Genomic DNA, 13,406 nt, shown 5'->3' with positions numbered 1-13,406 from the left:
ACAACTGGTGGCAGCTCAACGCCTGGTCAGAGAGCTGATCGGCTACTCGGCGTAGGTAGTAGCCGCAACCGATCAGTTGTGGCTGTGCAGCACGTCGTTGAGCCCGCCCCAGACCGCGTTGTTGGGCCGGGCCTCGACCGTGCCGGACACCGAGTTGCGGCGGAAGAGGATGTTGCTCGCGCCGGAAAGCTCGCGCGCCTTGACGATCTGGCCGTCGGGCAGTGTGATGCGGGTGCCCGCCGTCACATAGAGACCCGCCTCGACGACGCACTCGTCACCGAGGGCGATGCCGACGCCCGCCTCGGCGCCGATCAGGCAGCGCTCACCAATGGTGATGCGCTCCTTGCCGCCGCCGGACAGGGTGCCCATGGTGGACGCGCCGCCGCCGATGTCGGAGCCGTCGCCGACGATGACACCGGCGGAGATGCGGCCCTCGACCATGGAGGTGCCGAGCGTGCCGGCGTTGAAGTTGACGAAGCCCTCGTGCATCACGGTGGTGCCGGCGGCGAGGTGCGCGCCGAGGCGGACCCGGTCGGCGTCGGCGATCCGGACGCCCTTGGGGGCGACGTAGTCCGTCATCCGGGGGAACTTGTCGATCGAGGTGACCTGGAGGTGCAGGCCCTCGGCGCGGGCGTTCAACCGGACCTTCTCGACGTCGTCGACGGCGACCGGGCCCAGCGAGGTCCAGGCGACATTGGCGAGGAGCCCGAAGACGCCGTCCAGGTTCTGGCCGTGCGGCAGGACCAGGCGGTGGGAGAGCAGGTGCAGTCGCAGGTACGCGTCATGCGCGTCCAGCGGCTTGTCGTCGAGCGAGGCAATGACCGTGACGACGGCGACGACCTCGACGCCACGCCGGGCGTCGGGGCCGAGGGCCTTGGGCGCGGCCTGGCCGAGCAGCTCGGCGGCCCGCTCGGCGGAGAGCCGCGTGGTGCCCGCGGGGCCCGGCTCGGCGACGAGCTCGGGCGCGGGGAACCAGGTGTCGAGGACGGTGCCGTCTTCGGTGAGGGTGGCGAGTCCGGCGGCGACGGCGCCGGTGGTGCGAGTAGCAGTCGTATCGGTCATGGTCGAACGCTAACCGGGAGGGGTACGCGGAGGCGAACCGGTCCCGGATGCCGGGCGCGGAATCAGCCGGGCGAGCATCTCGCGGGCGTACGCCTCGTCGTACCGGGCGCCGGTCAGCAGCACCTGGAGGCAGATGCCGTCCATCAGCGCGACCAGCGCACGGGCGGTCACCGGATCGGTCCGCAGGGCCAGCCGGTCGGCCACCCCCTCGCCCCACTCGGCGGCGACCGGGCGCAGCGCGGGCCGGCGCAGCGCGGCCAGATAGAGCTCGTACTCCAGCTCCACCCCGGTGCGGTCCCCGGACAGCCACTCCCCCAGCAGCCCTGCGAGCTCCGCCGCGACATCCGCCCCCGGGTCGTCGAACGCGCCGCGGGTGCTGACCGCCTTCGCGAAGCCCTCGTTGGCCTGGCGCAGTGCGGCGACCATCAGTTCGTCGAGGGTCTTGAAGTGGTACGTCGTCGAGCCGAGCGGCACATCGGCCTCGGCGGCGGCGGACCGGTGGCTCAGGCCCGCGATGCCCTTGCTGCCGACCACCCGGATCGCCGCGTCGATGATGCGCTGGCGGCGCTCGGGGTCGTATCGGCGGGCCATCAGTGCGCGCCCCCGACGTTGAGGAGGACAACGCCGCCGATGACCAACGCGATCCCCGCCAGCTTGACGGCGTTCGCCGACTCGCCGAGGAAGAACATGCCGATGGCGGCGACGGCGGCCGTGCCGACGCCGGCCCAGATCGCGTAGGCGGTGCCGACGGGCATCGTCTTGAGGGTCTGGGCGAGCAGGGTGAAGGCGAGCAGGTAACCGGCGACCGTTGCGAGCGAGGGCCACAGCTTGCTGAAGCCCTCGCTGTACTTCATGGCCGTGGTCCCGGCCACCTCCGCCGCGATGGCCGCGGCCAGCAGTGCATAAGGCATGCGTACGAGTGTACACATCGTTGCGTACGGCCGTACACAAAGCGCGAGGCACAAGGCACGGGGCACGAAGCACGGGCTCCGCCACGCTCACTCCGTCACGGTGAACCAGACCGCCCGCGTCTTCTTCAGCTCGGGGTGGGGCAGATCCTTGGCCTCCGTGCCGTCGCCGTACCAGTCCGCCGAGCCACTGTCCGTGATCAACTGCACGCGCGCGCCCGGCACTTCGAGGTCCGGCACGTCCACCACGCACTCCCAGCCGCCGGGGTCGCACGTCGGCAGGTCCATGACCCGGACCGGGGCGTGGCCCGGGACGCCGTCCCAGGAGTAGAGGGCGTACGGGTCGGTGTTGTCGTCGGCCGCCCAGGAGCCGGCCACGATCAGATACTGGTCGGCGGAGTTCTTGCGCAGGTCGCGGATGCTCAGCCCGCCCAGATCGAGGACGATGCGCTCCCCGAACTCCGCCGGTCCGCCGCCCGCCGCGAGCACGTCCGCGTTGGTGACGGGCACCAGCAGCGCCCCGCCACCCGGCTTGGCGGGCACGAGCGGGGCACGGAAGCCGAGATAGGCGGTACCGGTGTTGCCGGGTGCGAACTCGAAGCCCTCCACGTTGAAGCCGTCGATCCGCTTGGGCGGGCGGCCCTTCGCCGCGCCGGCCGCGAAGCCGAGCTCGCCGCCATTGCGCTCGTCCCAGGCGATCAGGTCGTCGCGCAGTCCGCCGTACGAGTCCTCGAAGTCCAGCTCCGTCGAGGCGCCGAAGCCTCTCACCGTCGTCGTGAAGAGGCTCGAGCGGTCCGCCCTGAGCTTGCCGTCCTTGGCGTTGCTCATCGAGCCGGTCCAGTGGATGACGTCCCCGGCGCGCGCCGCGCCCTCGATGTCGACCTCCTTGCCGACTCCGAGCGCCGCACTGAAGTCCCAGGTCCTCACGGGTCCCCCGGACGCCCCTCGCGGGTACAGGCGCAGCACGTTCGTCTCGTCGTCGGCGACGACCACATGACCGTCGCCGACGTCGACCGCGGCCGAGGCGTCGCACGCGTGCGTGAAGTAGCGGGTGTCGGCGGCGTGCCGGACGGGGCCGGAGGCCGCGTAGTGCAGGGTCGTCGCGGACATCCGCCCGCCGAGCCCCGTGACCCGCAGGGTGAGATCGCAGTAGCCCACGCCCCGCGCGCGGACACTGATCCGCCGGGTGGCCCCCCGACCGCCGACAGTGACGTCACCGGCCCCGGCGACGAAGGTGTCGGAGGAGCCGACGGCGGCCACGGAGAGGTCTCCGGGCGCGGCCCCGTGCTGGGACACGGTGACGGTGACCACCGGGTCGGCGGTGGCGCCGACCGCGCCGGACAGGCGGTCGGCGGAGAGCGAGATGACCGGGGCAGTGAACGCCATGACAATGCCCTTCGACGCTGCGGCTGTTGGTCCTCAAACCTAGGCCCGTACGTCCATGAGCAGAACGTCTGCGCAGGCACCGAGTCCGTTCCGCGCCCGACGCCCACCCGCTACGGTGTACCGCCTGGTCAGGCACGAAAAGCAACGGAGTGAGCAGCAGTGACGCAGGATTCAGGACCGAACGGGCCGCACCACGGGGGGCCGTACGACACCGGGCCGCAGGGCGGGGGCCCGTACGACGGTGGTCCGCACCAGGGCCAGTACGGCGGCCCGTACGCCGGGCCGCCGCCGCCCGGCTGGCCCGGCTGGACACCGCCGCCGCCCAAGCCCGGCGTGATCCCGCTGGGTCCGCTGGCCCTCAGCGACATCCTGGGCGGCAGCTTCACCGCCATGGGCCGTTACTGGAAGCAGCTGTTCGGCATAGCCGTGCTGATGTACGGCGCCGCGCTGCTGGTGTCGGGCGCGGCACTGGCGGTGGCGATCTCCGCGGTGAAGGACGATCTTGACCTGGTGTTCGACGCCGCCGCGAACCACGACGACTTCACCTCCGAGACCGGGTGGTCCCTGGGGATCGCCTTCGGCGCGGTGTGGCTCGTCGCCATCCTGGCCATGGTGGCCGCCACCGCGACCATCCAGGCCGCGTGCCCCGCGGTGCTCCAGGACGCGGTCCTGGGCCGTCGTACGACCATCGGCGCAGTGTGGCGCCGCGCCTGGCCCCGGGTGCCCGCCGTGATCGGCGTGATGCTGCTGCCGTGGCTCGCCGCGGCGGTCGCCGCGGGACTCTTCGCGCTCGGCTACGTCTCGCTGCTCATCGCCCTGGTGAGCAGCGACTCGGACGCCGGATCGGCGGTCTGGACCGCCGTGGGCTTCGTCGGCTTCCTCGCGATGATCCCGCTGGTCACCTGGGCCTGGGTGCTGTTCAGCCTGGCCCCGTCCGCGGTGGTCTTCGAGTCCCAGCGCCCCGTGGCCGCACTGCGCCGCTCGATCGAGCTGGTACGCGGCTCCTGGTGGCGGATCTTCGGCATCACCACGCTGGCCGGGTTCATGGCCATGATCGCGGGCTATCTCATCCAGATTCCGTTCACCATGATCGGCATGCTGTCGATGCTCCCCACCATGTCCGACCTGGGGTCGGAACCCGGTCCGGCGCAGATCGTCGTCGCTATGGGCACCTACGTGGTGTTCATCATGCTGGGCGCGATGATCAGCCAGATCTTCGCCACCACCTTCCCCCAGCTGGTGACCGGCCTCCTCTACGTCGACCAGCGCATCCGCAAGGAGAACCTGGCGCCGGTCCTCGCCGAGAGCGCCGCGGTGCCCCCGCAGCCCGCCGGCCACTGAGCGGGCCCTCCACGCGGACAGCCCCACGCGAACAGCGATGCCCGCCGGTCGTCATGACCGGCGGGCATCGCTGTCGGGGCCGTAGGCCCCCGGTGTTCGAACTCAGACGAACTCAGACGTTGAAGCCAAGCGCGCGCAGCTGCTCGCGACCGTCGTCCGTGATCTTGTCCGGACCCCACGGCGGCATCCAGACCCAGTTGATCTTCAGCTCATTGACGATGCCCTCGGTCGCCGACTTCGCCTGGTCCTCGATGACGTCGGTCAGCGGGCAGGCCGCGGACGTCAGCGTCATGTCGATGGTGGCGATGTTGGCATCGTCGACATGGACGCCGTAAATGAGGCCCAGGTTGACGACGTCGATGCCCAGCTCGGGGTCGACCACGTCGTACAGCGCCTCGCGGACCTCCTCCTCGGAGGCCGGCTTGGTCGTCAGGCCCGCGGTCTCGACGGGGGTCACAGCGTTCTCGCTCATACGGTCTTCCTCTCGGCGCCTTCGCCCAGTGCCTGGGCCGTCGCGTCCTTCCATGCCATCCAGCTCAGCAGAGCACACTTCACTCGCGCCGGGTACTTCGAGACACCGGCGAACGCGACCGCGTCCTCCAGTACCTCTTCCATCGCGTCGTCGGGCTCCAGCTTGCCCTTGGACTGCATCAGCACCAGGAAGTTCTCCTGGATCTTCTGCGCCTCGGCCAGCTCCTTGCCGACCAGCAGCTCATTGAGCACGGACGCGCTGGCCTGGCTGATGGAGCAGCCCTGGCCCTCGTAACTGATGTCCATGATGGTGTCGCCGTCGTACTTCACACGGAGCGTGATCTCGTCGCCGCACGTCGGGTTCACATGGTGCACCTCGGCGTCGCCGTCTCTAAGACCGCGCCCGTGCGGGTGCTTGTAGTGGTCCAGGATGACTTCCTGGTACATCGAATCCAGCTTCACGATCCCCAGCCCTAACCGAAGAAGTTCCGTACGTGCTCCAGGCCGTCGACCAGGGCATCGACCTCGCCGGGCGTGGAGTACAGATAGAACGACGCCCGCGTGGTCGCAGGAATTCCGTACCGCAGGCAGACCGGCCGTGCGCAGTGGTGTCCGACCCGGACCGCGATGCCCTGCTCGTCGAGGACCTGACCCACGTCGTGCGGGTGAATGTCGCCGAGCGTGAAGGAGATCGTCGCACCGCGGTTCTCGGCCGTCGTCGGGCCGATGAACCGCAGGTCCGGGACGTTCCGCAGCCGCTCCATGGCGTACTCGGTGATCGCGTGCTCATGCGCGGCGATCTTGTCCATGCCGATCGCGGAGAGGTAGTCCACGGCCGCGCCGAGGCCGACGGCCTGGGCGATCGGGGGCGTACCCGCCTCGAACTTGTGCGGAGCCGGCGCGTACGTCGACGAGTGCATCGACACGGTCTCGATCATCTCGCCGCCACCGAGGAACGGCGGCAGGTCCTCCAGGAGCTCGTGGCGTCCCCACAGCACACCGATGCCGGTCGGGCCGACCATCTTGTGCCCGGTGAAGGCCACGAAGTCGGCCTGGAGTGCCTGTACGTCGAGCACCATGTGCGGCGCGGCCTGCGAGGCGTCGATGCAGACCAGGGCGCCGACCTGCTGCGCCCGGCGGATGATCGCCTCGACCGGGTTGATCGTGCCCATGATGTTGGAGACCAGCGTGAAGGAGACGATCTTCGTCTTCTCGTTGATGATCTCGTTGATGTTCGACAGGTCGAGACGGCCGTCGTCGGTGATGCCGAACCACTTCAACTGCGCGCCCGTGCGCTGCGAGAGCAGCTGCCACGGCACGATGTTGGAGTGGTGCTCCATCTCCGTGATGACGATCTCGGTCTCGTTGTCGACGCGGTACGGCTCGTCGGCCCAGGCCAGCATGTTGGCCACGAGGTTGAGCGACTCCGAGGCGTTCTTGGTGAAGATCACCTCGTCGCGGCTCGGCGCGTTGATGAAGGCGGCGACCTTGTCGCGAGCGCCCTCGTACAGCGCCGTGGCCTCCTCGGCCAGCACGTGCACGCCACGGTGGACGTTCGCGTTGTGCTGCTCGTAGTACTCGTTCAGCGCGTCGAGGACCTGGCGCGGCTTCTGCGAAGTCGCCGCGTTGTCCAGGTAAACGATCTTCTTCCCGTCGTGGACCATACGATCCAGAAGGGGGAAGTCCTTGCGGATCGCCTCGGTGTCGAGGAGGCCGGGCAACTGTGTCACGCCGTCGCGCCACCCTTCGTGTATGCCTCGTAGCCCTCGGCCTCAAGCTTATCGGCGAGCTCGGCGCCGCCGGACTCGGCGATGCGGCCGTTCGCGAACACGTGCACGAAGTCGGGCTTGATGTAGCGCAGAATGCGCGTGTAGTGGGTGATCAGCAGCGTGCCGACCTCACCGGACGCGCGGACGCGGTTGACGCCGTCGGAGACCTGGCGGAGCGCGTCGACGTCCAGACCGGAGTCCGTCTCGTCGAGGATCGCGATCTTCGGCTTGAGGAGCTCCAGCTGAAGGATCTCGTGGCGCTTCTTCTCGCCGCCGGAGAAGCCCTCGTTGACGTTGCGCTCGGAGAAGGCCGGGTCCATCTGGAGGGTCTCCATCGCGGTCTTGACCTCCTTCACCCAGGTGCGCAGCTTGGGGGCCTCGCCGCGCATCGCCGTCGCCGACGTACGCAGGAAGTTGGAGACCGAGACGCCGGGGATCTCAACGGGGTACTGCATCGCCAGGAACAGACCGGCGCGGGCGCGCTCGTCGACGGTCATCTCCAGGACGTTTTCGCCGTCAAGGGTCACCGTGCCGCTGGTGATCGTGTACTTGGGGTGGCCCGCGATCGAATAGGCGAGGGTGGACTTGCCGGAGCCGTTGGGCCCCATGATGGCGTGGGTCTCACCCTGCTTGACCGTCAGGTCGACGCCCTTGAGGATCTCCTTCGTGGCGTTCTCGGCCTCGACGGATACGTGCAGGTCTCGGATTTCAAGCGTTGCCATGACTGTCTCAGGACTCCTGTGTGACGGAGACGAGCACATCGTCCCCTTCGATCTTTACGGGGTAAACGGGGACGGGGCGCGTCGCGGGAAGGCCGGACGGCTTGCCGGTGCGGAGGTCGAAGCTGGAGCCGTGCAACCAGCACTCGATCATGCAGTCCTCGACCTCGCCCTCCGAGAGGGACACGTTCGCGTGCGAGCAGATGTCATTGATCGCGAACACCTCCCCCTCGGTTTGCACGACGGACACCGGCGTGCCGTCGAGTTCCACCCGCTTCGGGGTGTTCTCCTCCAGCTCGCTCAGCGCACAGGCTTTGACGAAGGCCATCAGACAGACGCCTCCAGCTCCGCGTCGATCTTGGCGAGGAGGCGCTCCTCCACATCCGGCAGACCGATCTGCTGGACGAGCTCGGCGAAGAAGCCGCGGACGACGAGGCGACGGGCCTCGTCGGCGGGGATACCGCGCGACATGAGGTAGAAGAGCTGCTCGTCGTCGAAGCGGCCGGTCGCCGAGGCGTGGCCCGCTCCGACGATCTCGCCGGTCTCGATCTCCAGGTTCGGCACGGAGTCGACCCGCGCGCCGTCAGTGAGGACGAGGTTGCGGTTCATCTCGTACGTGTCGGTGCCCTCGGCGGTGGCCTCGATGAGGACGTCACCGATCCACACGGCGTGGGCGCCCTCGCCCTGCAGCGCGCCCTTGTAGACGGCGTTGGACTTACAGTGCGGCACATTGTGGGTGACCAGGAGGCGGTGCTCCTGGTGCTGGCCCCGGTCGGTGAAGTACAGACCGAAGAGCTGGGCCTCGCCGCCGGTACCCGCGTACGTGACGCGGGGGTGCAGCCGTACCAGGTTGCCGCCGAAGGTCACCACGACCGACTTGAACGAGGCGTCCCGGCCGATCAGCGCGTTGTGCTGCGCGACATGCACGGCCTTGTCGTCCCAGTCCTGGACGGACACGACGGTCAGCTTCGCGCCGTCGCCGACGACGAAGTCGACGTTGGCCGCGAGCACGGCGTCACCGGTGTGGTCGATGACGACGACGGCCTCGGCGAAGGCGCCGAGCTCCACGACCTGGTGGCCGTAGGCGGTACCGCCCTCGCCGTGCACGGAGATCCTGATCGGCTCGGTCAGCACCATCTCCTTGGGCACCGAGACGACCGAGGCCTTCTCGAAGGAGCTGTACGCCTGGGCGGCGACCCGGTCGACCGGCGTGCCGGCCTTGCCGAGCCGCTTGTCGCCGCGGTCCACCGTCTCGACGACGACGCCCTCGGGCGCGTTCACCTCGACGTTGAGGACACCGCCGGCCACGGCGGTCCCGTCGTGCAGACCGCGCAGGCGCTCAAGCGGCGTGAAGCGCCACTCTTCCTCGCGGCCGTGGGGCACCGGGAAGTCCGCCACGTCGAAGGACGGCGGGGCGCTCATGCGCGTGGCGACGGTGGACTCTGCGGCCACCGCGATGGACCCGGCAGTCGTGGAGCCCGCCGGAATGTTCTGAGCCTCAGCCATGGCTGTCGTTGTGCTCTCTTCCTAGGTGAGAATTCAGTCGCTGCTGAATGGAGAAGGTCGGACCGGCGTCAGCCGACCGAGCCCTCCATCTGCAGCTCGATCAGCCGGTTGAGCTCCAGGGCGTACTCCATGGGGAGCTCCTTGGCGATCGGCTCCACGAAGCCACGGACGATCATCGCCATGGCTTCGAACTCGGTCATGCCGCGGCTCATCAGGTAGAAGAGCTGGTCCTCGGAGACCTTGGAGACGGTCGCCTCGTGGCCCATGGACACGTCGTCCTCGCGGACGTCCACGTACGGGTACGTGTCGGAGCGGGAGATCGTGTCGACGAGCAGCGCGTCACAGAGGACGTTGGACTTCGAGCCCGGTGCGCCCTCGCCGATCTCGATCAGACCGCGGTACGAGGTACGGCCGCCGCCTCGCGCCACCGACTTGGAGACGATGTTCGACGAGGTGTTCGGCGCCATGTGCACCATCTTCGCGCCGGCGTCCTGGTGCTGGCCCTCGCCCGCGAAGGCGATGGACAGGGTCTCGCCCTTGGCGTGCTCGCCCATCAGGTAGACGGCCGGGTACTTCATGGTGACCTTGGAGCCGATGTTGCCGTCGACCCACTCCATCGTCGCGCCCTCGTACGCCACGGCGCGCTTGGTGACCAGGTTGTAGACGTTGTTCGACCAGTTCTGGATGGTCGTGTAGCGGCAGCGGCCGCCCTTCTTCACGATGATCTCGACCACGGCGCTGTGCAGCGAGTCCGAGGAATAGATCGGGGCGGTGCAACCCTCGACGTAGTGGACGTACGCGTCCTCGTCGACGATGATCAGCGTCCGCTCGAACTGGCCCATGTTCTCCGTGTTGATACGGAAGTAGGCCTGGAGCGGGATCTCGACGCGGACACCCTTGGGCACGTAGATGAACGAGCCGCCGGACCACACGGCCGAGTTCAGCGACGCGAACTTGTTGTCGCCGACCGGGATGATCGACCCGAAGTACTCCTGGAAGAGCTCCGGGTGCTCCTTCAGCGCGGTGTCGGTGTCCATGAAGATGACACCCTGCGCTTCGAGCTCCTCGTTGATCTGGTGGTAGACCACCTCGGACTCGTACTGAGCGGCGACACCCGCGACGAGGCGCTGCTTCTCCGCCTCCGGGATGCCGAGCCTGTCGTACGTGTTCTTGATGTCCTCCGGCAGGTCCTCCCAGGACTGCGCCTGCTTCTCGGTGGACCGCACGAAGTACTTGATGTTGTCGAAGTCGATGCCCGACAGGTCGGAGCCCCAGTTCGGCATGGGCTTCTTGCCGAACAGCTTCAGGCCCTTGAGCCGCAGCTTCAGCATCCACTCCGGCTCGTTCTTCTTGGCCGAGATGTCGCGGACGACAGCCTCGGACAAGCCTCGCTTGGCCGTGGCGCCTGCCGCGTCGGAGTCGGCCCAGCCGAATTCGTACGTACCCAGGCCCTCAAGTTCGGGGTGGGCAGTCTCCATGGGGAGAGTCATGCGGGGTTCCTCCCGGCAGTGCTTGCAGATGCTGAGTGGGTCGTCTGTGTCGTGCTGTGCTTCGTGGTGCTGTGCGGGATGTACGTCGTGCACACCCCGTCGCCGTGGGCGATGGTGGCCAGTCGCTGGACGTGGGTCCCGAGCAGGGTGGAGAAGATCTCGGTCTCCGCCTCGCACAGCTGTGGGAACTTCTCCGCGACATGGGCGACAGGGCAGTGGTGCTGGCACAGCTGCTCGCCCTGCCCGTTCGGCGCGATTCGCGCCATGGCAGCGTACCCGTCGGCGCTCAAGGCCTTCGCGAGCGCCTCGGTACGTGCTTCGGGCTGAGCGGCCTCGACGGCCTCACGGTACGTCTCGGCCTGTGCGGCGAAGCGAGCACGGGCGAACGCCGTGATGGCCGCCTCGCCCTGCTCGCCGCCACCGACGGCCTGCGCGATCCAGTGCAGGGCATCGGCTGCCAGCGTGTCGTAGGACTGGTCGAAGGCGTCCCGGCCGCAGTCGGTCAGTACGAACACCTTCGCGGGGCGGCCACGGGTACGTGCGCCGTAGACGCGCTGCTCACGGGGCTCGACCACATCGTCGGAGACGAGTGTGTCGAGGTGGCGGCGGACCGCGGCCTGAGTGAGACCGAGGCGCTTGGCCAGATCGGACACGGTCGAGGGGCCGTGGTCCAGGATGGAGCGCGCGACACGGTTGCGGGTCGACCGCTCACCTGTCGCGAGTTCCTCCTGCGGAGCCTCGCCAATGTATTTCACAACACCATTGTTGCGTAATTCCCCGGCGTCCGACAAGCGGGGCCGCGACCAGATGGCGGTGGCCTCGATCACTTAGGGTCACCTAATCTTCCGGGTCCGGGCCCCGCGGCCCGGCTGTCCCGCCTCCCTGCCTACACTCGCCAGCATGCGAAGCGAGCCCGTCGTCCAGGTCCGCGGCCTGGTCAAGCGGTACGGAACCAGGACCGCCGTGGACGGCCTCGATCTTGAGGTCGGCGCGGGCACCGTCACCGCCGTCCTCGGCCCGAACGGCGCCGGAAAGACCACCACCGTCGAAACCTGCGAGGGCTACCGCAGACCAGACGCGGGCACCGTGCGCGTCCTGGGCCTCGACCCCATCGCCGACGCGGCGAAGCTGCGCCCCAGGATCGGCGTGATGCTCCAGTCCGGCGGCGTGTACTCGGGGGCCAGGGCCGACGAGATGCTCCGGCACATGGCCAAGCTGCACGCCCATCCGCTGGATGTGGACGCCCTGACCAAGCGCCTGGGGCTCGGCGACTGCGGCCGTACGACCTACCGCCGGCTCTCCGGCGGTCAGCAGCAGCGGCTCGCCCTGGCGATGGCCGTCGTCGGCCGCCCCGAGTTGGTCTTTTTGGACGAGCCGACCGCGGGCCTGGACCCACAGGCCCGCCGCTCGACCTGGGACCTGCTGCGCGAGCTGCGCGCCGACGGGGTGAGCACCGTACTGACCACGCACTTCATGGACGAGGCCGAGCAGCTCGCCGACCATGTCGTGATCATCGACGCGGGCCGGGCCATCGCCCAGGGCAGCCCCGACGAGCTGTGCCGCGGCGGCGCGGAGAACACCCTGCGCTTCACCGGCCGCCCGGGTCTTGACGTCGTATCGCTGCTCAAGGCGCTCCCGGTGGACACCCTGGCCGTCGAGCTGACCCCGGGCACCTACCGGATCACCGGCCAGGTCGACCCGCAGCTGCTGGCCACCGTCACCTCCTGGTGCGCGCAGCACGGCGTGATGCCCGAGGGCATCGCCGTCGAGCGGCACACCCTGGAGGACGTCTTTCTTGAGCTGACCGGTAAGGATCTGCGTCCATGAGCAGCGGCACCTACACCCCGAAGCCGGGCGCGGCTCCGCTGCCCACGATGATCGCGGCGCAGGCCGTGCTCGAAACGAAGATGCTGCTGCGCAACGGCGAGCAACTGCTGCTGACCGTGATCATTCCCGCGCTGCTCCTGGTGCTGTTCTCGTCGGTGGACATCATCGACACGGGAGCGGGCAAGGCCGTCGACTTCCTGGCGCCGGGCATCCTGGCGCTCGCCGTCATGTCCACCGCCTTCACCGGGCAGGCGATCGCGACGGGCTTCGAGCGCCGCTACGGCGTGCTGAAGCGGCTGGGTACGTCGCCGCTACCGCGCTGGGCCCTGCTCACCGCCAAGACCCTGTCGGTGCTGGTCACCGAGGTCCTCCAGGTGGTTCTGCTGACGGTGATCGCGTTCGGCCTGGGCTGGTCGCCGCACGGCAACCCGGTCGCCGTGCTCCTGCTGCTCGTCCTCGGCACGGCGGCCTTCTCCGGCCTGGGCCTGCTGATGGCCGGCACGCTCAAGGCGGAGGCGACACTGGCCGCCGCCAACCTGGTCTTCCTGCTGCTGCTTGTGGGCGGCGGCGTGATCGTGCCGCTCGACAAGTTCCCGGACGCCGCCCAGTCGCTGCTCGGGCTGCTGCCGATCTCCGCCCTGTCGGACGGTCTGCGCGACGTACTCCAGCACGGCGCGGGCATCCCATGGGGCGGCCTGGGGATCCTCTCGGTGTGGGCGGTGCTGGGTCTTGGCGCGGCGGCGCGCTTCTTCCGCTGGGAGTGAGGGGCGGGGAGAGTACACCCGCCCCTCCGGGAGGGGACGCCCGGTCCTTGCACCGCGTTTCCCTGGGGAGCTCGTGCCGCGCTTCCCAGGGGCACTCGCACCGCGATTTTCCGGGGACACGACTCCCCCCGGACCCCCTCGTGAATTCCCGCACAAGCCCCGC

15 protein-coding genes are annotated in these 13,406 nt (G+C 68.9%); 3 read left to right on the top strand and 12 right to left on the bottom strand.

Going from position 1 to position 13,406, the window contains the following annotated elements; all coding sequences use genetic code 11:
- Nucleotides 1–72: 72 nt before the first annotated feature.
- The 4 genes from dapD to ABCR94_RS23390 form a co-directional block, all read right to left on the bottom strand.
- Complete coding sequence (gene dapD / locus ABCR94_RS23405; RefSeq protein ID WP_347121850.1) at nt 73–1,062, bottom strand: 2,3,4,5-tetrahydropyridine-2,6-dicarboxylate N-succinyltransferase; 990 nt, start codon at nt 1,060–1,062, stop codon at nt 73–75.
- A 9-nt stretch (nt 1,063–1,071) separates the two neighbouring features.
- On the bottom strand, nt 1,072–1,653 hold the full coding sequence (locus ABCR94_RS23400) for a TetR/AcrR family transcriptional regulator (protein ID WP_347121848.1): 582 nt from the start codon (nt 1,651–1,653) through the stop codon (nt 1,072–1,074).
- The gene (locus tag ABCR94_RS23395; RefSeq protein ID WP_347121847.1) at nt 1,653–1,973 is read right to left on the bottom strand and encodes a DMT family transporter; all 321 of its coding nucleotides are present in this window, start codon (nt 1,971–1,973) and stop codon (nt 1,653–1,655) included. The genes ABCR94_RS23400 and ABCR94_RS23395 overlap by 1 nt, the downstream gene beginning before the upstream one ends.
- A gap of 87 nt (nt 1,974–2,060) precedes the next feature.
- Nucleotides 2,061–3,356 carry a hypothetical protein gene (locus ABCR94_RS23390; protein WP_347121845.1) on the bottom strand — a complete coding sequence of 432 codons (1,296 nt, stop codon included), beginning with the start codon at nt 3,354–3,356 and terminating at the stop codon, nt 2,061–2,063.
- 159 nt (nt 3,357–3,515) lie between these two features.
- Here ABCR94_RS23390 and ABCR94_RS23385 point away from each other — a divergent pair, with 159 nt between their 5' ends.
- Nucleotides 3,516–4,697 carry a DUF7847 domain-containing protein gene (locus tag ABCR94_RS23385; RefSeq protein WP_347121844.1) on the top strand — a complete coding sequence of 394 codons (1,182 nt, stop codon included), beginning with the start codon at nt 3,516–3,518 and terminating at the stop codon, nt 4,695–4,697.
- A 112-nt stretch (nt 4,698–4,809) separates the two neighbouring features.
- Here ABCR94_RS23385 and ABCR94_RS23380 read toward each other — a convergent pair whose 3' ends face one another.
- From ABCR94_RS23380 to ABCR94_RS23345, 8 genes are all read right to left on the bottom strand, one after another.
- Nucleotides 4,810–5,169 (bottom strand): metal-sulfur cluster assembly factor, encoded by a 360-nt coding sequence (locus ABCR94_RS23380; RefSeq protein ID WP_347121843.1) that lies wholly within the window; start codon nt 5,167–5,169, stop codon nt 4,810–4,812.
- Nucleotides 5,166–5,630 carry a Fe-S cluster assembly sulfur transfer protein SufU gene (gene sufU, locus ABCR94_RS23375; RefSeq protein ID WP_347121841.1) on the bottom strand — a complete coding sequence of 155 codons (465 nt, stop codon included), beginning with the start codon at nt 5,628–5,630 and terminating at the stop codon, nt 5,166–5,168. The genes ABCR94_RS23380 and sufU overlap by 4 nt, the downstream gene beginning before the upstream one ends.
- Before the next feature lie 11 nt (nt 5,631–5,641).
- The gene (locus ABCR94_RS23370; RefSeq protein WP_347121840.1) at nt 5,642–6,898 is read right to left on the bottom strand and encodes a cysteine desulfurase; all 1,257 of its coding nucleotides are present in this window, start codon (nt 6,896–6,898) and stop codon (nt 5,642–5,644) included.
- Nucleotides 6,895–7,659: a Fe-S cluster assembly ATPase SufC gene (gene sufC / locus ABCR94_RS23365; protein WP_347121839.1), complete on the bottom strand. Its 765-nt coding sequence runs from the start codon at nt 7,657–7,659 to the stop codon at nt 6,895–6,897. Before sufC ends, ABCR94_RS23370 begins: the two co-directional genes overlap by 4 nt.
- A gap of 7 nt (nt 7,660–7,666) precedes the next feature.
- On the bottom strand, nt 7,667–7,984 hold the full coding sequence (locus tag ABCR94_RS23360) for a bifunctional 3-phenylpropionate/cinnamic acid dioxygenase ferredoxin subunit (RefSeq protein ID WP_347121837.1): 318 nt from the start codon (nt 7,982–7,984) through the stop codon (nt 7,667–7,669).
- Nucleotides 7,984–9,162: a Fe-S cluster assembly protein SufD gene (gene sufD / locus ABCR94_RS23355; RefSeq protein ID WP_347121836.1), complete on the bottom strand. Its 1,179-nt coding sequence runs from the start codon at nt 9,160–9,162 to the stop codon at nt 7,984–7,986. The genes ABCR94_RS23360 and sufD overlap by 1 nt, the downstream gene beginning before the upstream one ends.
- 68 nt (nt 9,163–9,230) lie before the next feature.
- Nucleotides 9,231–10,652: a Fe-S cluster assembly protein SufB gene (sufB, locus tag ABCR94_RS23350; RefSeq protein WP_347121834.1), complete on the bottom strand. Its 1,422-nt coding sequence runs from the start codon at nt 10,650–10,652 to the stop codon at nt 9,231–9,233.
- Nucleotides 10,649–11,407, bottom strand: coding sequence for a helix-turn-helix transcriptional regulator (locus ABCR94_RS23345; RefSeq protein ID WP_347121833.1), 759 nt, complete (start codon nt 11,405–11,407; stop codon nt 10,649–10,651). Before ABCR94_RS23345 ends, sufB begins: the two co-directional genes overlap by 4 nt.
- Nucleotides 11,408–11,552: 145 nt before the next feature.
- Between ABCR94_RS23345 and ABCR94_RS23340 the strand changes: the two genes are divergently transcribed.
- Complete coding sequence (locus ABCR94_RS23340) at nt 11,553–12,479, top strand: ABC transporter ATP-binding protein (protein WP_347121832.1); 927 nt, start codon at nt 11,553–11,555, stop codon at nt 12,477–12,479.
- Nucleotides 12,476–13,243, top strand: coding sequence for an ABC transporter permease (locus tag ABCR94_RS23335; protein WP_347121831.1), 768 nt, complete (start codon nt 12,476–12,478; stop codon nt 13,241–13,243). The genes ABCR94_RS23340 and ABCR94_RS23335 overlap by 4 nt, the downstream gene beginning before the upstream one ends.
- Nucleotides 13,244–13,406: the final 163 nt, after the last annotated feature.

The organism is Streptomyces changchenzhani (genome assembly GCF_039766235.1).
GTDB lineage: Bacteria > Actinomycetota > Actinomycetes > Streptomycetales > Streptomycetaceae > Streptomyces.
This window is presented reverse-complemented; position numbering and strand designations above follow the sequence as displayed.